We start from the raw sequence: 21950 nt of genomic DNA, 5'->3' as shown, positions 1-21950 counted from the left end.
GATCAAATCGTCCACGCACCGCCCTGATCTGCAAGGGTGATGCGATCCTTGCAGCAAAGCTGTTGGCAGGGCACCTGCATCCAAGTTGATGTCTGTCGCAGGTCTCGCGCTGGCGAGTTGAACGGCGGCGTTCGCAGAAGCCGACAGTTATCCTTTTCATTTTTTCCCGCATCGATACGCGGTGCCGGGTTAATGGGTCGGTTTTTTCGGCATAAGCCTTGCTTTTGCGCCAAATCGAATGTATGGGCACCGGCATTCCACACGTAAGGCATGGGATCGTCCGGGAGAAATCCGGGCTGTTCCGCCCGGTGGCATCCTCGAAGAGGGTGCTGTTCGCCTTGCGGAGGTTCAACCGGAAAAGGAGTAACAAGGCATGGCATTGCCTGATTTTTCTATGCGCCAGCTTCTCGAGGCAGGCGTCCACTTCGGCCACCAGACGCATCGCTGGAACCCGAAGATGAAGCCGTACATCTTCGGCGATCGCAACAACATTCACATCATCGATCTGGCCCAGACCGTTCCGATGCTGTCGCGCGCCCTTCAGGTCGTCAGCGACACCGTTGCCCGCGGCGGCCGCGTTCTCTTCGTCGGCACCAAGCGCCAGGCGTCTGAGATCATCGCCGACAGCGCCAAGCGTTCGGCCCAGTATTACGTCAACTCGCGCTGGCTCGGCGGCATGATGACGAACTGGAAGACGATCTCCAACTCGATCCAGCGCCTGCGCAAGCTCGACGAGATCCTGAACGGCGAAGCCCAGGGCTTCACCAAGAAGGAACGCCTGAACCTCGAGCGCGAGCGTGAAAAGCTCGACAAGGCTCTCGGCGGTATCCGCGATATGGGCGGCACCCCCGACCTGATGTTCATCATCGACACCAACAAGGAAAAGATCGCGATCGACGAAGCCAAGCGCCTCGGCATCCCGGTTGTCGCCATCATCGACTCGAACTGCGATCCGGACCTGATCGACTATCCGATCCCGGGTAACGACGACGCATCGCGCGCCATCGCTCTTTACTGCGAGCTGATCTCCCGCGCCGCCATCGACGGTATTGCGCGTCAGCAGAGCTCTTCCGGCCGCGATCTCGGCGCATCTTCCGAGGTTCCGGTCGAGCCGGCTCTCGAGGAAGCAGCCGAAGGCTGATGAAGGCGGGCGGATCGAAAGCTCCGCCAAAGCTTACAGAGACTGGGAAAGGCCGCTCGCGACTCATCGAAGTTCGGCGGCCTTGCCTGTTTCAGGGCGAGGGCGTCAGGCTCTTCGCCAGACTAAGTTTCGGTATGGCGCGTCTTCATCACGCTGTCATACATACAGGTACATTTCGTGCCTCAATCCGGTGCCGAGCCGCGCTCTGCGGCCCACCGTATGAACCGACAAGAGGAAGCTAATGAGCGAGATTACGGCTGCAATGGTGAAGGAACTGCGCGAAAAGACCGGCGCAGGCATGATGGACTGCAAGAAGGCTCTTGCTGAAACCGGTGGCGACATGGAAGCGGCGATCGACTGGCTGCGCGCCAAGGGCATCGCCAAGGCCGACAAGAAGTCCGGCCGCACCGCCGCTGAAGGCCTCATCGGCGTTTCGAGCCAGGGCACCAAGGCCGTCGTCGTTGAAGTCAATTCCGAAACCGACTTCGTCGCCCGTAACGACGCCTTCCAGGATCTCGTCCGCGGCATCGCCAAGGTCGCCGTCTCCACAGACGGTACCGTCGAAGCCGTTGCGGCTGCGACCTACCCGGCATCGGGCAAGTCCGTTTCCGACACGATCAAGGATGCGATCGCAACGATCGGCGAGAACATGAACCTGCGCCGTTCGACCGCTCTCTCCGTCGAGGACGGCGTCGTCGCCACCTATATCCACAATGCTGTTTCCGACGGCCTCGGCAAGCTCGGCGTTCTCGTGGCGCTGAAGTCGACCGGCGACAAGGAAGCCCTGAACGCAATCGGCCGCCAGGTCGCCATGCACATCGCTGCGACCGCGCCGCTGGCGATCCGCCCGGAAGAAGTCGATGCCGCCGTCGCCGAGCGCGAGCGCAACGTCTTCATCGAGCAGTCGCGCGCTTCCGGCAAGCCTGACAACATCATCGAGAAGATGGTCGAAGGCCGTATGCGCAAGTTCTTCGAGGAAGTCGCCCTTCTCTCGCAGGCTTTCGTCATCAATCCGGATCTGACCGTCGCAGCCGCCATCAAGGAAGCTGAAAAGGCCGTTGGTGCGCCGATCGAAGTCGCCGGCATGGCCCGTCTTCTGCTCGGCGAAGGCGTCGAAAAGGAAGAGACCGATTTCGCAGCCGAAGTTGCGGCTGCCGTCAAGGGTTGATCTTCCAGCCATAATTGGGAAAACACCAGGGCATCGCGTGACAACGCGATGCCCTTCGTGTATCGGGCATTCACGGCAATTTACGAGGAGCCAAGATGTCTTTAGAGCCTGTCTATAAACGCGTTCTACTCAAGGCCTCCGGCGAAGCGCTCATGGGTGGCCAGGGTTTCGGGATCGATGTCGCGGTGGCGGACCGCATTGCATCTGACATCGCCGAGGCAAGGCATATGGGCGTGGAAGTCGGCGTCGTCGTCGGTGGCGGCAACATTTTCCGCGGGGTCGCGGTAGCGTCCAAGGGCGGCGACCGGGTCACCGGCGACCATATGGGCATGCTCGGCACCATCATCAATGCTCTGGCGCTGGCGACCTCGCTGCGCAAGCTGAACATCGATACGGTGGTGCTTTCCGCCATCTCCATGCCGGAGATCTGCGAGAGCTTTTCGCAGCGTGCAACCCTTTATCATCTGTCGATGGGACGCGTGGTGATCTTTGCCGGGGGCACCGGCAATCCCTTCTTCACCACCGATTCTGCCGCAGCTCTCCGCGCCGCCGAAATGGGCGCACAAGCGATCTTCAAGGGCACGCAGGTGGACGGGATCTACACCGCCGACCCGAAGAAATATCCCGATGCGACCCGCCTCGACCGCCTGACGCACCAGGAAGTGCTGGACAGGGGACTAGCGGTGATGGACGTTGCCGCCGTCGCGCTCGCCAGGGAGAATTCCATTCCGATTATCGTCTTCTCGATCCACGAGAAGGGCGGTTTTGCTGAAATCTTGACGGGCGGTGGCCTCAAGACCATCGTCTCCGACAACTGATATAAGCTGCGCCGCTTTATCAGGCGCAGCCCTGGATAGAACATGATGATTTTAGGCCGGTTGGCCTGAAATCTGAATCATGTTCTACATTAAATAGTTAGAGCATGATGTCGTCCGAAAGCCGCTGACGCTTTTCGGCATCATGCTCTAGAGCATGTCGCGCAAAAGTGTGCAGCGGTTTTGCGATGACGGCATGCGCAAACCAAAGACCTAAAGCGCGGCAAGCGAATCTGAAAGATCGCGACGCGCTTTATACGGGAGCATCGACATGAGTGAAGGTATCGACATCAAGGAACTGAAGCGCCGCATGGATGGCGCGGTTTCCGCATTCAAGAGCGACATCGCATCGCTGCGCACCGGCCGGGCTTCGGCCAACATCCTCGATCCGGTAACGATCGAGGCCTACGGTTCGCGCATGCCGCTGAACCAGGTCGCCAACATCACCGTGCCTGAGCCGCGCATGCTGTCGGTTTCCGTCTGGGACAAGTCGATGGTCAGCGCCGTCGAGCGCGGTATCCGCGAATCCAATCTCGGTCTCAACCCGATCGTCGACGGCCAGAACCTGCGCATTCCGCTGCCGGAGCTGAACGAGGAGCGCCGCAAGTCGCTCGTCAAGGTGGCTCACGACTATGCTGAAAAGAGCAAGGTCGCGATTCGCCACGTCCGCCGCGACGGCATGGACGGCCTCAAGAAGGCCGAAAAGGATGGTGTAATCGGCCAGGACGAGAGCAGGGCGCAGTCGGAACGTGTACAGAAGATGACGGACGAGACGATTTCCGAAATCGACCGCTTGCTTGGCGAGAAGGAAAAGGAAATCATGCAGGTCTAGTGGATCTGTGCCTTTGCCTGGAAAGACCGGACGGGAAATGTCGGAATCTGTATTTGTGACCGTGCCTGAGCATGTTGCCATCATCATGGACGGCAATGGCCGTTGGGCCAAGCAGCGTGGCCTGCCGCGCACGATGGGCCATCGCAAGGGCGTCGAGGCGGTCCGCGAGACGGTGCGCGCCGCCGGTGCCGTCGGCATAAAATATCTGACCCTCTTTGCCTTCTCCTCGGAGAACTGGCGCCGGCCCGAGGCCGAGGTTTCCGATCTGCTCGGGCTGCTCAAGGCTTTCATTCGGCGCGACCTCGCCGAGCTTCATCGCCAGAATGTGCGCATCAAGGTGATCGGCGACCGCCACAGCCTGCGCAGCGACATTCTCGGTCTGCTGCTCGAGGCGGAGGAAACGACCAAGGACAACACGGCGCTGACGCTGGTCATCGCTTTCAACTATGGCTCGCGCGACGAGATCGCCCGCGCCGTGGTGAGTTTGGCCCGGGATGTCGAGGCCGGCTGCCTGAGGGCGCAGGACATCACCCCCGCGCTCATCAACGCACGTCTCGACACGGCAGGCATCCCCGATCCGGATCTCATCATCCGCACCAGCGGCGAGGAGCGGCTTTCCAACTTCCTGCTCTGGCAGGCCGCCTATTCGGAATTCATCTTCCTTCCGGAATACTGGCCGGATTTCAGCCCCGAGATCTTCCGCCAGGCGCTCGAGAAATTCGCCTCTCGTGACCGGCGCTTCGGCGGCCTGTCGTCGCAGGCAGCCGCGGTCGGCACCTGATGCAGAGGGAATTGAAGCTCCGCATCGTTTCAGGACTGATTCTTGCGGTCATCGTTCTTGCCGCCACCTGGTATGGCGGTCTTGCCTTCCGTATCCTGGCGGCCGCGATCGGCCTGCTGATCTATTATGAATGGTCGAAAATAACAGGCATCGCGCGTGATTGGGTCGCCAATGCCGTCGGCTGGATCGGCGAGGCGGCGGTCGCCTTTCTCGTGCTTGTCGGCAATTTCGAATTCGCCGCCGGGATGCTGGCCGGCGTCACCGCCGTCGGCATCGCCCTGATCATCCTGCACGGTACGAGCCGCTGGTTTCCGGCTGGCCTGTTTTATGCCGGCGCCACCGGCCTGGCGCTCGCCGCCATCAGAAGCGATGACCGGCCTGGCCTGTATGCCATGCTCTTCGTCTTTGCCGTCGTCTGGGCAACCGATATCCTCGCCTATTTCGTCGGCAGGGCGCTCGGCGGACCGAAGCTTGCCCCTTCGATCTCGCCTGGAAAGACGTGGTCGGGCGCAATCGGCGGCGCCGTTTCAGCCGTCGCTGCCGGCGTCGTTCTCGTCCATTTTCTCCTTCCGGGCACTGAAATCATCGCCGCCGGCGTAGCGCTCGTTCTGTCGGTTTGCAGCCAGTCGGGCGATCTTTTCGAATCTTTCATCAAACGGAAATTCGGCGTCAAGGATTCAAGCCATCTCATTCCGGGCCATGGCGGCGTCATGGACCGTGTCGACGGACTGATTTTTGCCTGTTTTTCGGCGTTCTTGCTAGCTGGGCTTTTTTCCCTGATAAAGGGGGCTGAGATGACCTCGCTCGGCGCGGCATTGTTCGGCCTCTGATGACGCGGCAGCTTGACGGAAGGGACTCATGGAAACGGTGACCGGCATATACGGATTCTTGATGGGGAATATCGTCACCTTCATCCTCGTGCTCTCGCTGCTCGTCTTCGTGCATGAGATGGGCCACTATCTCGTCGGGCGCTGGAGCGGCATTCGCATCCTTGCCTTTTCCGTCGGCTTCGGTCCGGAGCTCTTCGGCTTCACCGACCGCCACGGAACACGCTGGAAGATTTCGGTGATCCCGCTGGGCGGTTATGTCCGGTTCTTCGGCGACGAAGACGCCTCGAGCAAGCCAGACGCCGACAAACTCGCCGCCATGTCCGAGGAGGACAGGGCGCGCTCCTTTGCCGGTGCCAAGCTGTGGAAGCGCGCTGCCACCGTCGCAGCCGGCCCGATCGCCAATTTTCTGCTGGCGATCGCCATCTTCACCGTTCTTTTTTCTGTCTATGGCCGCATGATCGCCGATCCTGTCGTTGCCGAGGTCAAGCCGGATGGCGCCGCTGCTGCCGCCGGCATCCTTCCCGGCGACCTGCTGGTCGCCATCGACGGCAACAAGGTCGAGACCTTCGACGACGTGCGCCGCTATGTCAGCATCCGCCCGAGCCAGAAGATCGTCGTGACGATCGAGCGTGGCGGCGAGAAGCTCGATCTGCCGATGGTGCCGCAACGCACCGACCAGACCGACCAGTTCGGCAACAAGATCGAGTTGGGCCAGATCGGCATCGTCACCAATCAGCAGGCTGGCAACTTCCGCCTGAAGACCTATACGCCTCTCGAGGCGCTGCAGGAGGGCGTGATCCAGACTCGCGACATCGTCACCGGCACTTTCAAATATATCGGCAACATCTTCGCCGGAACGATGCGGGCCGACCAACTGGGTGGGCCGATCCGCGTGGCGCAAGCTTCGGGCCAGATGGCTACGCTTGGCATAGGCGCGGTGCTGCAGCTTGCGGCAATGCTTTCGGTTTCGATAGGATTGCTTAACCTGATGCCGGTTCCGGTACTTGATGGCGGCCACCTGATGTTCTATGCGGTGGAAGCGGTGAGGGGGAAGCCGCTGGGCTCCACGGCTCAGGAAATTGCATTTCGCATCGGCTTGGCAATGATATTGACATTAATGGTTTTCACGACCTGGAACGACATCGGCTCGATCAGAGGGTAAACGGGCAAGGCGAGGGAATTACTGTTTATTTACGATGTTTCAAGGCTGTAGTGGCGAATGGGTCACGCTTGCAAATGAAGTAAACAGAAATTAACGACCTCGCTTGCTTGTATGTCAAAAGCGGGTAAAACGACACACGTGACCGGAATCGGGTTCTCCCGGAGCCGGGGACGAGGGAAACAAAGGTAATAGGTGAAATGAAGGCTGGTTCAAAGTTTTTGAACGCAGTATCGGCGGTTGCGCTGTCTGCTAGTGTTGTTGCTTCGGGCGCAGGTGCTTTGACGTTCGTTTCCGCTACGGCTGCTGAGGCCGCCGTCATCCAGCGTATCGATGTGCGCGGCGCAAGCCGCGTCGGCGCGGAGGCCGTCCGGTCGAACCTCACCATCTCTCCCGGGAAGAGTTTTTCCAACAGCGATATCGATGCTTCGGTCAAGCAGCTTTACGGTACGGGTTACTTCTCCGACGTGAAGATCTCGGTCTCCGGAAGCACGCTCGTCGTCAACGTTCAGGAAGCTCAGCTCGTCAATCAGGTCGTCTTCAACGGCAACCGCAAGATCAAGGACGACAAGCTCGCGACCATCGTCCAGACCCACGCCGCCGGTCCCTACAGCGACACCCAGATCCAGTCCGACATTCAGTCGATCAAGGATGCCTACGCTGCCACCGGCCGCAGTGAAGTCGAAGTGACGACGCAGGTGGTGCCGCTCGGCGAAGGCCGCGTCAACCTTGCCTTCGTCATCAACGAAGGTGATCGCACCAAGATCGATTCGATCAACTTCGTCGGCAACAATGCCTACAGCGCCGGCCGCCTGGCTGCCGTCATCAATACCAAGCGTTCGAACTTCCTTTCGTTCCTGACCCGCAAGGACGTCTATAACGAAGACAAGCTCCACGCCGACGAAGAAGCGCTGCGCCAGTTCTATTACAATCGCGGCTACGCCGACATGCGCATCGTCTCTTCCGATGCCACCTTCGACGACGCGACCAACAAATACACGCTCACCTTCAACATCGAGGAAGGCCAGCGCTACGATTTCGGACCAGTGACCGTCCAGTCGACCGTCGAAGGCGTCGGTTCCGATCAGTTGCTGCCGCTCGTGCGCACCCATGAAGGTCGTGTTTACAGCGCCAAGGACGTGCAGAAGTCGATCGAGGCGATCTCCGACCAGGTGGCGTCTGCCGGTTATCCTTTTGCGCGCGTCACGCCGCGCGGCAACCGCGACCTCAACAACAATACGATCGGTGTCGAATATCTGGTCGACCAGGGCGAACGCGCCTATGTCGAGCGCATCGAGATCCGCGGCAACAGCCGCACGCGCGACTACGTGATCCGCCGCGAATTCGACATGAGCGAAGGCGACGCCTTCAATCAGCAGATGATCACCAAGGCCAAGCGTCGCCTCGAAGCGCTGGGTTACTTCTCTTCCGTCAATATCTCCACCCAGCCGGGCAGCTCGCCCGACCGTGTCGTGGTGGTCGTCGACGTGCAGGATCAGTCGACTGGTTCGTTCGGTGTCGGCGCGGGTTATGCCGCCGGCGGCGACGGTCTGCTGCTCGAAGCATCGATCGAGGAAAAGAACTTCCTCGGCCGCGGCCAGTATATCCGCATTTCGGCCGGCGGCGGTCAGGAAGGCTCGCGCGCCTACGGCGTCAGCTTCACCGAACCCTATTTCCTCGGCTATCGCCTGGCGGCAGGCTTCGACGTCAACCGCAGCGAAACGTCGAGCAACGACGACTATGACTACGAGGAAACCAGCGTCGTTCTGCGTGTGACCGCACCGATCACCGAAGATCTGGCGACGACCTTCCGCTATAACTACAAGCAGATGAAGTATGACGGCGATACCTCCGATCTTTCGGCGACCTATGCCAATCTGGTCGATGAGAGCCCGTGGACGCGCTCTTCCGTCTCGCAGACGCTGACCTACAACACGCTTGATGACACCGTCCTGCCGCGTGAAGGCATCTATGCGACGGCGACGCAGGAACTTGCCGGCCTCGGCGGCGACTCGCAGTTCTACAAGATCTACGGCAAGGCCCGTTACTACCATCTGCTCGCCGACGATGCCGATATCATCGGCTCGGTCTCGGCTTCGGCGGGTTATGTCGTCCCACTCGGCGACCACCTGAATGTCTTCGATCAGTTCACCCTGACCAACGGCGATATTCGTGGCTTCGAGAACAAGGGGATCGGCCCACGCATCAGCGGCGATAATGATGACCCGCTCGGTGGCACGACCTATTTCACGGCGTCGGCGGAAGCGACCTTCCCGATGCCTGGCTTCCCGCGTGACTTCAACCTGCGCGGCGCCGTCTTTGCCGATGCCGGCACGCTGTTTGGCAATGATGTCGAGCTTCTCGGCTCCGATCAAGCGGAGGGCACCAGTGCTTCGCTGCGCGCTTCCGTTGGTGTCGGTGTTGTCTGGCAGTCTCCCTTTGGTGCATTGCGTCTGGATTACGCAATCCCGGTTCTCAAGGAAGACTTCGACAAGACGCAGAACTTCAAGTTTGGCATCAACAACCAATTCTGATATCGGCAGTCCGGAACTGTAAGACTCAATTCCGTTCTGGAGCATTGCCGATGGAGCAAAACGTTTTTTTTCTGCCCCATGAAGGTCTGAAGCTCGCTGAGCTGGCAGAGTTTCTTGGGGCAGAACTCGCCAATCCCGATCATGCCGATGTCATCGTCAGATCCGTGGCTCCCCTCAACCGGGCCCGGGTAGGCGATGTCTGCTATATCCTGTCGCGCCGCAGCCGCGATGAGCTGGCGACATGCGAAGCCTCGGCGGTGATCTGCGACAAGGCGCTCGTCGATCTTATCCCCGAGCACATTCCGGTCATTCTGTCGTCCAATCCGCACGCAGCCTTTGCGATGGCGGGCGGTCTGTTTTATCCCGCTGCCTTGCGCCCGGTCGTCTTTTCCAGTGAAAGCGAGATCGCGCCAAGTGCTGTGATCGATCCGAGCGCCAAGCTCGAAAAAGGTGTGATCGTCGAGCCGATGGCCGTCATCGGTGCGCATGCCGAGATCGGCGAGGGGACTCGCATCGGTGCGCACAGCATCATCGGCCCGGGCGTCAAGATCGGCCGGGATTGTTCGATTGCGGCCGGCGCGAGCATTCTCTGCGCGCTGATCGGCAATGGCGTCATCATCCACAACGGCGCCCGCATCGGCCAGGATGGTTTCGGCTATGCCCCGGGCCCGCGCGGTATGATCAAGATCGTCCAAATCGGCCGGGTGATCATCCAGGACAATGTCGAGATTGGCGCCAACACCACGATCGATCGCGGCGCCATGGACGATACGGTGATCGGCGAAGGCACCAAAATCGACAACCAGGTCCAGATCGGCCACAACGTTCAGATCGGCCGCCACTGTGCCGTCGTCGCCCAGGTCGGCATCGCCGGCAGCACAAAGATCGGCAATGGCGTGCAGATCGGCGGCCAGGTCGGCATCAAGGGGCATGTGACGATCGGTGACGGCGTGCAGATCGCCGCCAAAAGCGGTATCATGACCGACCTTGCCGCCGGCGGGCAATATGGCGGCGTACCCGCGCGCCCGCTAAAAGACTATCTGAGAGAGGCTGCGCAGCTGATGTCCAAGACCAAGCAGCGCGAGAGTAAACCTGGAGGCAAGCAAAATGACTGAGGAAGCCACGACAACGCTTTCTTCGGCTGACATCATCGAGATCATGAAGCTGCTGCCGCATCGTTACCCCTTCCTCTTGGTCGACAAGATCATCGAGATCGACGGCGACAACAGCGCGATCGGCATCAAGAACGTCACGGCGAACGAACCGCATTTCACCGGCCATTTTCCGGAAGCTCCGATCATGCCGGGCGTTCTCCTGATCGAAGGCATGGCTCAGACTGCGGGCGCGATCTGTGCCAAGAAGGAAGGCCAGCCGGGCAACCTCGTCTATTTCATGACCATCGAGAATGCGCGCTTCCGCAAGCCCGTCGTGCCCGGCGATCGCGTTGAATTCCATGTCAAGAAACACAAGCAGCGCGGCAATATCTGGAAATTCCATTGCGACGCCAAGGTTGACGGTGCGCTTGTCGCCGAGGCCGATATCGGCGCGATGATCGTTCGTAAGGATCAGGCATGAGCAATATCGCCGAAAGCGCCCTTATTCATCCGATGGCCGCCGTCGAAGACGGTGCCGTTATCGGTGAGGGCGTCAAGATCGGTCCCTTCTGCCATGTCGGGTCGCACGTCGTCCTGCATGCGAATGTCGAGCTTTTGTCGCATGCAGTCGTTACCGGCCGCACCGTGATCGGCAAGGGCACGCGCATCTTCCCGATGGCCGTCATCGGCGGCGATCCGCAGAGCGTGCATCACGGCGGTGAGGAGACGACGCTGACGGTCGGCGCCAACTGCACGATCCGCGAAGGCGTGACGATGAACACCGGCACCTCCGATTTCGGTGGCCAGACGATCGTCGGCGACAACAACCTCTTCCTGGCCAATTCCCACGTCGCGCATGACTGCCGGGTCGGCAATCACGTGATCATGTCGAACAACGTCATGCTCGCCGGCCACGTCGTCATCGAGGATCGTGTCATTCTGGGCGGCGGTTCTGCCGTTCACCAGTTCACCCGTGTCGGCCGTCAGGCCTTCGTCGGCGGGCTCTCGGCGGTCAGTTACGACGTCATTCCCTACGGCATGTTGAACGGCAATCCCGGGCTGCTGAGCGGCCTCAACGTCGTCGGCATGACGCGCGCCGGCATCGACCGCGCCGTCATTCACCGGGTGCGTCGCGCCTACAAGGCGATCTTTGAAGGAACGGGCTCCGTCCGCGAAAACGCCGCCGCCATCCGCGACGAATATGTCGATTGCGAGCAGGTGGTCCACATTCTCGACTTCATCGCCGCCGATAGCGACCGCGCCTTGTCCTCGCCGACCCGGGGGCAGAAGGGCTAGCCCGTGACATTTTCCGGCGAAACCGCTGCGGGTCGGCTGGCGATTATCGCCGGCGGCGGTCTTCTGCCTTCCTATGTTGCCGAAGCCGCGCGCGCCGCCGGCGAAAATCCCGTCATCGTCGCGCTGAAGGATGAAAGCGACTGGCGCTGGGAAGGCTATGATCACGCCGTCATCGGCATTGGTGATTTCGCCGCCCTCGATGGGTTGCTCAACCGGTATGGCATCGGCAGAGTCGTGATGTCGGGCAGTGTGCGCCGCCGCCCGGAATGGCGCGAGGTGCGCCCGACGCTGCGCATCCTGATGAAGGTGCCGGCCGCCATCCGCACCTTGCTGTCCGGCGGCGACGATACGGTTCTGCAGATGGTGATCCGCCTGATCGAGGGAAACGGCCGCCGCGTCGTTGGCGCCCATGAAATCGCCCCCGACCTGCTTGCCTCCGTCGGCCCGCTTGGTGCTGTGGCGCCCGGCAAGGACGACCGGCGTGATATCAGCCGTGCTGGCGAAGCCGCCGAAATGCTCGGCCGGCTCGATGTCGGGCAGGGCGCCGTCAGCATCGGCGGGCGTGTCGTCGCGCTGGAGGGTCTTGAGGGCACGGATGAGATGCTGGACCGCGTGACGGGTCTCAGAGCCGCCGGACGCATCTCGCCACGCCGCCGCGGCGCACTCGTCAAGCTCTGCAAGCCGCAGCAGGATATCCGCGCCGATCTGCCGGCGATCGGCATATCCACGGTGCTGAACGCGAGGAAAGCCGGCCTTGCCGGCGTCGCCGTCGAGGCCGGCCGTTCGCTGGTGCTCGATCGCGCCGCCGTCATCAAGGCCGCCGACGAGGCCGGGCTTTTCGTCTGCGGCATCGATCGCGGCCTGCCGGCATGGGGGCTTGAATGAACGGGGCGCCGCTGAAGATTGCCGTCATTGCCGGTGAGGTGTCGGGGGATCTGCTCGGCGCCGATCTCATCGCCGCCCTGAAACGAATTCATAGCGGACCGGTGGAACTGGTCGGCGTTGGCGGCGAGGGGCTGCAAGCGGAAGGCCTGAGATCGCTGTTCGATTTCTCCGAGCTGTCGATCATGGGCATCACCCAGGTGCTGAGCCGACTGCCAAAGCTCTATACCCTGATCCGCCGGACGACGGCTGAAATCATCGCCGCAAGGCCGGACATTCTTCTCATCATCGACAGCCCGGATTTCACTCATCGCGTTGCAAAGCGCGTCCGCACCGCGCTGCCCGATCTGCCTGTTGTCAATTATGTCTGTCCGAGCGTTTGGGCCTGGAAGGAATATCGCGCCACGCGCATGCTCGGCTATGTCGATCATGTGCTCGCCGTCCTGCCCTTCGAGCCGGAAGTGATGCGCACGCTCGGCGGCCCGGAGACGACTTATGTCGGCCATCGCCTGATTGCCGATCCGGCATTGCTCGAGGCGCGGCGGCTGCGCGCCGGCAGGCAGCCCGGCAACGGCCCGATCCTTCTTCTTCCCGGTTCGCGTTCATCCGAGATCAAGAATCTCGTGCCTTATTTCGAGGCCGCAGCGAAGGAGCTTGTTGCCCGCAATGGGCCGATGCGCTTCATTCTGCCGACGGTGACGCACAAGGAGGCGCTTGTCCGCGAAATGACGGCGGGGTGGGCGGTAAAACCGGAGATCGTCGTCGGCGCGGAAGCGAAATGGAAAGCCTTCTCCGAAGCCGATGCAGCCATGGCGGCGTCCGGAACTGTCATTCTTGAGCTGGCGCTTGCCGATGTGCCCGTCGTCTCCGCCTACAAGGTCGACTGGATCATGCGGTTGCTGACATCAACCATCAAGACCTGGACAGGCGCGCTGCCAAACCTGATCGCCGATTACGCGGTCGTGCCGGAATATCTCAACGATATCGTTCGCGGCGCCAGTCTCGCCCGCTGGATGGAAAGGCTGTCGGCCGACACCTACCAGCTGAAGGCGATGAAGGAAGGCTATGACCTTATCTGGCAGCGCATGCAGACCGAAAAGCCGCCCGGCGAGCATGCCGCCGAGATCCTTCTCGATGTCCTGAAAAAGAAAAAACCCGGCCGTTTCTGACCGGGTTTTCTTTTAGGCTTTGAAGCGATCAGCGCTTCGAAACCGGGATATAGTCGCGCTTGGGTTCGCCGACATAGAGCTGGCGCGGACGGCCGATGCGCTGTTCCGGATCCTCGATCATCTCGTTCCACTGTGCGATCCAGCCGACCGTGCGGGCGAGCGCGAAGAGCACGGTGAACATGGTCGTGGGGAAGCCCAGCGCCTTCAGAGTGATGCCGGAATAGAAGTCGATATTCGGATAGAGCTTCTTCTCGATGAAATATTCGTCGGTGAGCGCGATGCGCTCCAGCTCCATCGCCACTTCGAGCAACGGATCGTCCTTGATGCCGAGTTCGCCCAGCACTTCATGCGTCGTCTTCTGCATGATCTTGGCGCGCGGATCATAGTTCTTGTAGACGCGGTGGCCGAAGCCCATCAGGCGGAACGGGTCGTTCTTGTCCTTGGCGCGGGCGATATATTCCGGGATGTGGTCGACTGTGCCGATTTCGTTCAGCATGTTCAGCGCTGCTTCGTTGGCGCCGCCATGTGCAGGCCCCCAGAGGCAGGCGATGCCGGCCGCGATGCAGGCGAACGGGTTGGCGCCCGACGAACCGGCGAGACGGACCGTCGAGGTTGAGGCGTTCTGCTCGTGATCGGCATGCAGGATGAAGATGCGGTCCATGGCGCGGGCAAGCACCGGATTGACCACATATTCCTCGCAAGGCACGGCAAAGCACATGCGCAGGAAGTTCGACGCATAGTCGAGGTCGTTCTTCGGATAAACGAAGGGCTGGCCGATATGGTATTTGTAGGCCATGGCGGCGAGCGTCGGCATCTTGGCGATCATGCGCAGGCTGGCGACCATGCGCTGGTGCGGATCGGTGATGTCTGTGGAGTCGTGATAGAAGGCCGACAGCGCGCCGACGCAGCCGCACATGACGGCCATCGGATGCGCATCGCGGCGGAAGCCGGTGAAGAAGCGGCTCATCTGCTCATGCACCATGGTGTGGTGCGTGACGCGATAATCGAAATCCTTCTTCTGCGCGGTGGTCGGCAGTTCGCCGTAGAGAAGCAGGTAGCAGACTTCCAGGAAGTCGCCATGCTCGGCGAGTTGCTCGATCGGATAGCCGCGATGCAGCAGGACACCTTCGTCGCCGTCGATGTAGGTGATTTTCGATTCACAGGATGCGGTCGAGGTAAAACCCGGATCGTACGTGAAGGAAGCCGTGTTCTTGTAGAGGGCACCGATGTCGATGACGCTCGGGCCGATCGTGCCGCTCTTGACGGCAAGGTCGACAGATTTGTCACCGATTTTTATTGTAGCGCTTTGATCCGTCATGCTGATCCTCCGAAATGGCGGTGGCGCCTTAAAAGCGCCATAGGGGTTAAGCGTCCTCACCGATAGCTATATGATCGCGAAGCTAATGCCAAGTTACCGTGACGGCATTTTGTGCGTTGCGGTATCACCTTTTAGGCACTGCAGCGATGAGCCGCGTGCATATCGGAAGCTGATGATTCGACTGGTCTTTTGGCACTCGCGATTTTCCCTCATATTTCAATCGATTATTCTTGCCGGATTTGATGGGAGGTTGCATTCTGGCTGCCTTGGCGGTTGAGCTTGGGCGGCGCATGCAGGAATTGACGACAGTCGAATTGCGGCCGGAAGCAGGCGCCGGCCTTGCCGATACCTCCGGTTTTTTCCCCCCTGCCGTGGTGTCGCGGCCGGCAAGGACGCAGTCGGCGACACCGTTGCGCCATCGCCTGCCGGCTTTAGCCTCGCAATCGCTGCGTGCCGGCAGGCGCATGCTGGGCGAGGAGGCGGATCATGGCCGCCTGCTGCTGTTCTCGCCGGTCTTCCTCGGCGCCGGATCAGCCTTCTGGTTTCTTGGAGCATCGGATTTTCCGGTCATTGCACCGCTACTCTGCCTGTTGGTGCTGACGACCGCGGTTCTGATCGCCAGCCGTATGCGGGCGGCATTGCGAGCCGTCCTGCTGGCGCTTGCACTTGTGGCCGGTGGCGTGGTCTCGGCGGAGTTCGAAAGCTGGCGGGCTTCGACCGTGATCCTCGACTCCGCCGTGACGACGACGGTGACCGGCCGTGTCGAACGGCGCGAAGGCGATGGTCGCGGCCGGTGGCGCTACATTCTGGCAGTCACCGGCACCGAGGCGCCGCAGGTGAAGCGGCCGCCGGAACGGATAACCGCGATCGCCCGCGGCGCCGACGCGCCTTTCGAGATCGGTGACATCATCACCGGCAGGGCTCGGCTGACGCCGCCGTCAGGCCCAGCACTTCCAGAGCTCAACGACTTCTCCTTCGGGACCTATTTCGATGGCATCGGCGCCAATGGTTTCTTCTACGGCGCGCCGACGAAAGTCGATTTGCAGGCGGGCCCGCAGGCTGCCAGATCGACGGCGGAAGCTCTGCTCGAATGGCTTTACCGGCTGCGCAGCGGCATCGGCGACCGCATCCGATCGATTCTGCCCGGCGACACCGGCGCTTTTGCCGCTGCTCTGGTGACGGACGAACGGCGCGCCATCTCGAATGCGACCACGGAGGCGCTGCGCCAGTCCGGTCTGGCGCATATCATCGCCATCTCAGGCCTCAACATGGCGCTGTCGGCCGGCATCTTCTTCGTCGGCTTCCGGATGCTGCTCAGCCTCTTTCCCGGCGTCGCCCAGGCCTATCCGACGAAGAAGATCGCCGCCGCCGGCGCGCTCATCGCCGTCACGGCCTATTTCCTGATCTCCGGCTTCGCGGTCTCGGCCGAACGCGCCTTCATCATGATGGCCATCATGCTGATTGCCGTCTTCTTTGACCGGCCGTCGATCAGCCTGCGCAATGTCGCTCTCTCCGCGCTCGTCATCCTCGTCATTTCGCCCTCCGAAGTCCTGGGGCCGAGCTTCCAGATGTCCTTTGCCGCAACCTTGGCGCTCGTGTCGGGCTATCAGCTGTGGAAGGATCGGCGCGTCCGCGAGAGTGCCTTCCTGAAGCTGCCGATCGTCAGGCCTTTTGTCGCGGTTGCGGGTTTCTTCGGCGGTGTCTTCCTGACCTCGCTGATCGGCGGTTTCTCCACCGCACTGTTTTCGATCGAGCATTTTCATCGCCTGACCGCCTACGGCCTGCCGGCAAACCTCGCGACGATGCCGATCATCTCCTTCATCATCATGCCGGCCGGGTTGCTGGCGATGCTGCTCATGCCTTTCGGTTTGGACGTTTTGCCTTGGAAGGTTGTCGGATTCGGCCTCGATCTGGTGATTGCCGTCGCCAAGACCGTGTCCGGCTGGGGTGGCGACATCGGCATCGGCCGCTTGCCCGCCTGGTATTTCGCAGTCGCCGTGGCGGGCTTCCTGCTGCTGACGCTGCTCCGCACCCGGCTCCGCCATATGGGCACGTCGATCATATCAGTCGCAACGCTCATCCTGCTGCTTCTGCCGGTTCCCCGGCCGCCGGATCTGGTGATTTCGGAAGATGGCAGTCTCGTCGCGGTCGTCGAGGCGGCGGCAATGGCCTCCAACCGTGAAAACCCGCCGGATTTCATCTTCGACCAATGGCAGCGCGCGCTGGTCCTGCCGGCGCATGACCCGCCGAAGATGCTGGATGGTCCTGCTGTCCCGCCAGCAGGAGAGGACCGTCGCGTCAGGCTTTCGCGCGATCAGCAGAACGAAGCGAGGGCGGCGATGCGGGCGGCCGCAGCTGACGGTGACGCAAACCGCTTTTCCTGCGTCAAGAAGGCCTGGTGCATATCAAGGCTTGGCAACGGTCATGTGGTCGCCGTCATCGACAATGCCGCCTATCTCGCTCCGGCCTGCGATGCGGCCGATATCGTGGTAACGTCGGTCCGCCTGCGTTTCAACAGCTGCCGCTCAGGCGCGACGCTCTTCACCGGCGAGACGTTGCGCCGGACCGGTTCCGTCGAATTGCGCTTCGCCGAGGCCGGCATGGAGGTCACAACCGCACTCGATGATCTGTCTCGGCCATGGATCCGCCATCGCGCCTATGACTGGCACAGCAACAGCTTTGTCGAAACCGGCCAGGGTGTCAGTGATAGCGGCGAATAAGGCCGACGAGTTTGCCCTGCACCTTGACGCGGTCCGGCCCGAAGATCCGGGTCTCGTAAGCCGGGTTGGCCGCTTCCAGCGCGATCGAGGCGCCCTTGCGGCGGAAGCGTTTGAGTGTCGCTTCTTCGTCGTCGACGAGAGCAACGACGATATCGCCAGGGCTTGCGGTGCTGCCATTGCGAATGATCACGGTGTCGCCGTCGAAAATGCCGGCGTCGATCATCGAATCACCCTTGACCTCCAGCGCGTAGTGTTCACCGGAGCCGAGCATATCGGCCGGAACGACGATGTCGTGGGTGTTGTTCTGGATTGCCGAGATCGGAACGCCGGCGGCGATGCGGCCCATGACCGGCACGGAGACGGAGTTGCCATTGTCGGCGACGGGTTTTGCAGGAGCGGGAGTGGCGACCGGCTGGGGCTTGCCCAGGCTGCCCTCAATGACGCTCGGCGAAAAGCCGCGCCGGGGCTGGATGCTGGGGCTATAGGCCTCCGGAAGCTTGATGACCTCGAGTGCGCGGGCACGGTTCGGTAGGCGGCGAATGAAGCCACGCTCCTCGAGGGCCGTAATCAGCCGGTGAATCCCGGACTTTGAAGCGAGATCCAGGGCGTCCTTCATTTCGTCGAAAGACGGCGGAACGCCGGATTCCTTCATGCGCTCATGAATGAAGAGGAGAAGCTCCTGTTGTTTGCGCGTGAGCATCGACGTTGTGACCTCGTGATTGAAACAAATCCAGAACAGACACTATATGTTCCATATGTGTTCCGCAAGTAGCTAAATTTCCGTAAAACTTGGCGCCAACTCGTTGAGATTTTTATTTTCATTCGCCGGATTGGCCGACAAGTCTTGCCTTGCGCGGCACCGTCGCACATCTCTGCCGTGTCAGGAGAGGGGATATCATGAACGAGCATTCCGCCAAACCGCGCCCGCTGGATCATGTCGTGCTGCCGGTCGTCAATATCGATCTGGCGCGCGAGAGGCTCGGCAAGCTGGGCTTTACCGTTGCCGCCGATGCGCGTCATCCCTTCGGAACGGAGAATGCCTGCGTCTTTTTTGCCGATAAGACCTATCTGGAGCCGCTCGGGATTGCGAGCGTTGGGGAAAGTGAAGCATCGGCGCGGCAAGGCAATGTCTTCACCGCCCGCAACCGCGCCTTCCGATTCCGCTGCGGCGAGGAGGGGCTTTCGGCGGTGGCCTTCGGCAGCGAGGATGCCGATATCGATCATCGGAATTTCGTCGGCGACGGAGCGAGCGCCGGCGAGATGCTGGCGTTCAGCAGGCCGATGACGATGCCGGATGGTTCTGAGAGCATTGCCGGCTTCAAGCTGGCCTTTGCCGGCGACCTGCGCGCGCCCGATCTCTTTCTCTTCACCGTCGAGCGCGTCAATCCGCTGCCGGCCGACCGCAGCGCGCTTGAGGCGCATGCCAATGGCGTGACCGGCATTGCCGAGGTGGTGCTTTGCGCGCCCGATGCGGCTGCCTTCGCCGCCTTCGTCAGTCTTGCCAGCGCGCAATCGGCATTCGAGAAAACCGGTTTCGGCGTCAAGATCGCGGCGTCGAATGTGAAAATCAGCCTGATGACGCCGGAGGGTTTGGAGGCCTATTTCGAGGTCGCTGTCCCATCCGCCGACCGCGGCCTGCGCGGCCGGGCGATTCTCTTCGCTGTCGCCGATCTTGCCGTGACAGAAGCGCATTTGGCTGCTAACGGGGTGACATATACGCGCAAGAACAATCGCATTCTGGTGAAGCCCGCGCCCGGGCAGGGCACGCTTTTCGCCTTCGAGGAAACACGATGAGCACAGATACGAATTCCCAAGTCAAGATCGGCGAGGGCCAGGGCCAGGTCACCTTTTCCAACACCGGCCGCCTGTCGCTGATTGCCGGCCCTTGCCAGATGGAGAGCCGCGACCACGCCTTCATGGTGGCCGGCACGCTGAAGGAGCTTTGCGGAAAGCTCGGCATCGGCCTCGTATACAAGAGCTCCTTCGACAAGGCGAACCGCACCTCGCTTTCGGCCGAACGCGGCATCGGCATTGAAAAGGGCATGGAGATCTTTGCCGACCTCAAGAAGGAATTCGGCTTTCCCGTCCTGACCGACGTTCATACCGCCGAACAATGCGCCGAGGTGGCAAAGACCGTCGATGTCCTGCAGATCCCGGCCTTCCTTTGCCGCCAGACCGATCTTCTCATCGCCGCCGCCAAGACCGGCCGCGTCGTCAATGTCAAGAAGGGCCAGTTCCTCGCTCCCTGGGATATGAAAAACGTCCTGAAGAAGCTCAACGCCAGCGGCAATCCGAACGTGCTGCTGTGCGAGCGCGGCGCCTCGTTTGGCTACAACACGCTGGTTTCCGACATGCGTTCGCTGCCGATCATGGCGTCGATGGGTGCTCCCGTTGTTTTCGACGCCACCCATTCCGTGGCGCAGCCGGGCGGGCAGGGCGATTCCTCGGGCGGCCAGCGGGAATTCGTTGAAACGCTGGCGCGCGCAGCGGTGGCGACCGGCATTGCCGGCGTCTTCCTCGAAACCCATCAGGACCCCGACAATGCGCCTTCCGACGGACCGAACATGGTCTATCTCAAGGACATGCCGCGGCTCCTCGAAAAGCTGCTTGCCTTCGATGCGGTCGCCAAGGCCTGATTACCCAGCTTGACGTTCAACAGTCTGACATGATCGCGCTATAAGCATGTCGCGCAAAACCAAAGAGCAAAGCGCGGACCATGCGAATGTTAGAGATCGCGACGCGCTTTCGTCCACATCGGAACGCTGGTTCGAAGGCTGGCAATTGCGGCATTGTAATTTGCTCGCCTTCGATTAAGACAGGTTTCGAACGACTTATCACCCACTGAGCAGGAAGAACCCATGACTGCAATCACCGATATCATCGCCCGCGAGATTCTCGATAGCCGTGGCAATCCCACCGTCGAAGTCGATGTCTATCTCGAAGACGGCAGCATGGGCCGCGCGGCTGTTCCCTCGGGCGCCTCGACGGGCGCGCATGAGGCGGTCGAACTGCGCGACGGCGGCAAGCGCTACCTCGGCAAGGGCGTGCAGAAGGCGGTCGATGCCGCCAACACCGAGATCTTCGATGCGATCGGCGGCATCGACGCCGAAAACCAGATCCAGATCGACAACATCATGATCGAGCTGGACGGCACGCCGAACAAGTCGCGCCTCGGCGCCAACGCCATCCTCGGCGTGTCGCTCGCCGTCGCCAAGGCTGCCGCCCAGGCTTCCGGCCTGCCGCTCTACCGTTATGTCGGCGGCGCTTCCGCCAGCCTGCTGCCGGTGCCGATGATGAACATCATCAACGGCGGCGCCCATGCCGACAACCCGATCGATTTCCAGGAATTCATGATCCTGCCGGTCGGCGCCGATACGATCGCCGAAGCCGTGCGCATGGGTTCGGAAGTCTTCCATACGCTCCGCAAGGAACTTGCCGCACAGGGCCACAACACCAATGTCGGCGACGAAGGCGGTTTCGCACCGGGCCTGAAGAGCGCTTCCGAAGCCCTCGACTTCATCGTCAAGTCGGTCGAAAAAGCCGGCTACAAGCCGGGCGAGGACATCTACCTCGGCCTCGATTGCGCCTCGACGGAATTCTTCAAGGACGGCAAATACGTTCTCGAAGGGGAAGGCCGCACGCTCGAATCGGGCGCCATGGCCGAATATCTGGCCGAACTCGCCGCCAAGTACCCGATCATCTCGATCGAGGACGGCATGGCTGAAGACGACTGGGATGGCTGGAAGACGCTGACCGACCTGACCGGCAAGAAGACCCAGCTCGTCGGCGACGATCTCTTCGTCACCAATTCTGCTCGTCTTCGCGATGGCATCCGCATGGGTGTCGCCAACTCGATCCTCGTCAAGGTCAACCAGATCGGCTCGCTGACCGAAACCCTCGACGCCGTCAACACGGCGCACAAGGCAGCCTATACAGCCGTCATGTCTCACCGCTCCGGCGAAACGGAAGATTCGACCATTGCCGATCTTGCGGTCGCCACCAACTGCGGTCAGATCAAAACCGGCTCGCTGTCGCGTTCCGACCGTCTTGCCAAGTACAACCAGCTGATCCGTATCGAAGAAGGCCTCGGTCCTCAAGCCCAGTATGCCGGCCGCTCGATCATTCGCGGCTGATCGCATCTGATTTTCAACGGTTCGACCCGCGCCTCTCCGGCGCGGGTTTTTTGTTGCTCTTTTTTAGAGTCAACGAAC

At 61.2% G+C, this 21950-nt stretch carries 19 protein-coding genes; 17 read left to right on the top strand and 2 right to left on the bottom strand.

What is annotated here, in order from left to right; translation table 11 throughout:
• Positions 1 to 373: 373 nt before the first annotated feature.
• The 13 genes from rpsB (at position 374) to lpxB (ending at position 13701) form a co-directional block, all read left to right on the top strand.
• Positions 374 to 1141, top strand: coding sequence for a 30S ribosomal protein S2 (rpsB, locus tag FHT79_RS13230; RefSeq protein ID WP_003573382.1), 768 nt, complete (start codon positions 374 to 376; stop codon positions 1139 to 1141).
• Positions 1142 to 1382: 241 nt separating this feature from the next.
• Positions 1383 to 2309, top strand: coding sequence for a translation elongation factor Ts (gene tsf / locus FHT79_RS13225; RefSeq protein ID WP_047614958.1), 927 nt, complete (start codon positions 1383 to 1385; stop codon positions 2307 to 2309).
• A gap of 95 nt (positions 2310 to 2404) precedes the next feature.
• Positions 2405 to 3127, top strand: coding sequence for a UMP kinase (gene pyrH, locus FHT79_RS13220; RefSeq protein ID WP_047614960.1), 723 nt, complete (start codon positions 2405 to 2407; stop codon positions 3125 to 3127).
• 268 nt (positions 3128 to 3395) lie between these two features.
• Positions 3396 to 3956: a ribosome recycling factor gene (gene frr / locus FHT79_RS13215; protein ID WP_028757647.1), complete on the top strand. Its 561-nt coding sequence runs from the start codon at positions 3396 to 3398 to the stop codon at positions 3954 to 3956.
• Between the two features lie 37 nt (positions 3957 to 3993).
• Positions 3994 to 4737 (top strand): isoprenyl transferase, encoded by a 744-nt coding sequence (locus FHT79_RS13210; protein WP_028757646.1) that lies wholly within the window; start codon positions 3994 to 3996, stop codon positions 4735 to 4737.
• A complete protein-coding gene (locus FHT79_RS13205) occupies positions 4737 to 5567 on the top strand; it encodes a phosphatidate cytidylyltransferase (protein WP_047614962.1) in 831 nt (276 codons plus the stop codon). Before FHT79_RS13210 ends, FHT79_RS13205 begins: the two co-directional genes overlap by 1 nt.
• A gap of 28 nt (positions 5568 to 5595) precedes the next feature.
• The gene (rseP, locus tag FHT79_RS13200) at positions 5596 to 6729 is read left to right on the top strand and encodes an RIP metalloprotease RseP (RefSeq protein WP_097594574.1); all 1134 of its coding nucleotides are present in this window, start codon (positions 5596 to 5598) and stop codon (positions 6727 to 6729) included.
• Between the two features lie 197 nt (positions 6730 to 6926).
• Positions 6927 to 9260 carry an outer membrane protein assembly factor BamA gene (bamA, locus tag FHT79_RS13195; RefSeq protein ID WP_047614966.1) on the top strand — a complete coding sequence of 778 codons (2334 nt, stop codon included), beginning with the start codon at positions 6927 to 6929 and terminating at the stop codon, positions 9258 to 9260.
• Between the two features lie 50 nt (positions 9261 to 9310).
• Positions 9311 to 10375: a UDP-3-O-(3-hydroxymyristoyl)glucosamine N-acyltransferase gene (gene lpxD / locus FHT79_RS13190; protein WP_097594573.1), complete on the top strand. Its 1065-nt coding sequence runs from the start codon at positions 9311 to 9313 to the stop codon at positions 10373 to 10375.
• Complete coding sequence (gene fabZ / locus FHT79_RS13185) at positions 10368 to 10835, top strand: 3-hydroxyacyl-ACP dehydratase FabZ (protein WP_047614969.1); 468 nt, start codon at positions 10368 to 10370, stop codon at positions 10833 to 10835. The genes lpxD and fabZ overlap by 8 nt, the downstream gene beginning before the upstream one ends.
• Entirely contained in the window at positions 10832 to 11650 is an 819-nt protein-coding gene (gene lpxA / locus FHT79_RS13180; protein WP_097594571.1) for an acyl-ACP--UDP-N-acetylglucosamine O-acyltransferase, read from the top strand. The genes fabZ and lpxA overlap by 4 nt, the downstream gene beginning before the upstream one ends.
• A gap of 3 nt (positions 11651 to 11653) precedes the next feature.
• Positions 11654 to 12535 (top strand): LpxI family protein, encoded by an 882-nt coding sequence (locus FHT79_RS13175; RefSeq protein WP_097594570.1) that lies wholly within the window; start codon positions 11654 to 11656, stop codon positions 12533 to 12535.
• Entirely contained in the window at positions 12532 to 13701 is a 1170-nt protein-coding gene (gene lpxB / locus FHT79_RS13170) for a lipid-A-disaccharide synthase (RefSeq protein ID WP_097594569.1), read from the top strand. The genes FHT79_RS13175 and lpxB overlap by 4 nt, the downstream gene beginning before the upstream one ends.
• 28 nt (positions 13702 to 13729) lie before the next feature.
• On the opposite strand, the gene gltA is transcribed toward lpxB, so the two are convergent.
• Positions 13730 to 15019, bottom strand: coding sequence for a citrate synthase (gltA, locus tag FHT79_RS13165; RefSeq protein WP_047614976.1), 1290 nt, complete (start codon positions 15017 to 15019; stop codon positions 13730 to 13732).
• A gap of 290 nt (positions 15020 to 15309) precedes the next feature.
• Between gltA and FHT79_RS13160 the strand changes: the two genes are divergently transcribed.
• Positions 15310 to 17739, top strand: coding sequence for a ComEC/Rec2 family competence protein (locus FHT79_RS13160; RefSeq protein WP_097594568.1), 2430 nt, complete (start codon positions 15310 to 15312; stop codon positions 17737 to 17739).
• Here FHT79_RS13160 and lexA read toward each other — a convergent pair.
• Positions 17720 to 18439, bottom strand: coding sequence for a transcriptional repressor LexA (gene lexA / locus FHT79_RS13155; RefSeq protein ID WP_003539306.1), 720 nt, complete (start codon positions 18437 to 18439; stop codon positions 17720 to 17722). The two genes, FHT79_RS13160 and lexA, sit on opposite strands and share 20 nt — an antisense overlap.
• Positions 18440 to 18636: 197 nt before the next feature.
• On the opposite strand from lexA, the gene FHT79_RS13150 reads away from it, so the two are divergent.
• From FHT79_RS13150 to eno, 3 genes are all read left to right on the top strand, one after another.
• Positions 18637 to 19533 carry a VOC family protein gene (locus tag FHT79_RS13150; RefSeq protein ID WP_097594567.1) on the top strand — a complete coding sequence of 299 codons (897 nt, stop codon included), beginning with the start codon at positions 18637 to 18639 and terminating at the stop codon, positions 19531 to 19533.
• The gene (kdsA, locus tag FHT79_RS13145) at positions 19530 to 20375 is read left to right on the top strand and encodes a 3-deoxy-8-phosphooctulonate synthase (RefSeq protein ID WP_063475512.1); all 846 of its coding nucleotides are present in this window, start codon (positions 19530 to 19532) and stop codon (positions 20373 to 20375) included. Before FHT79_RS13150 ends, kdsA begins: the two co-directional genes overlap by 4 nt.
• Positions 20376 to 20597: 222 nt before the next feature.
• On the top strand, positions 20598 to 21872 hold the full coding sequence (eno, locus tag FHT79_RS13140) for a phosphopyruvate hydratase (protein ID WP_047615742.1): 1275 nt from the start codon (positions 20598 to 20600) through the stop codon (positions 21870 to 21872).
• Positions 21873 to 21950 lie beyond the last annotated feature (78 nt).

Origin of the sequence: Rhizobium sp. BK212 (assembly GCF_014197475.1) — a bacterium.
GTDB lineage: Bacteria > Pseudomonadota > Alphaproteobacteria > Rhizobiales > Rhizobiaceae > Rhizobium > Rhizobium anhuiense.
Note: the sequence above shows the minus strand (reverse complement) of the source record. Positions and strands in the feature narration are given on the sequence as shown.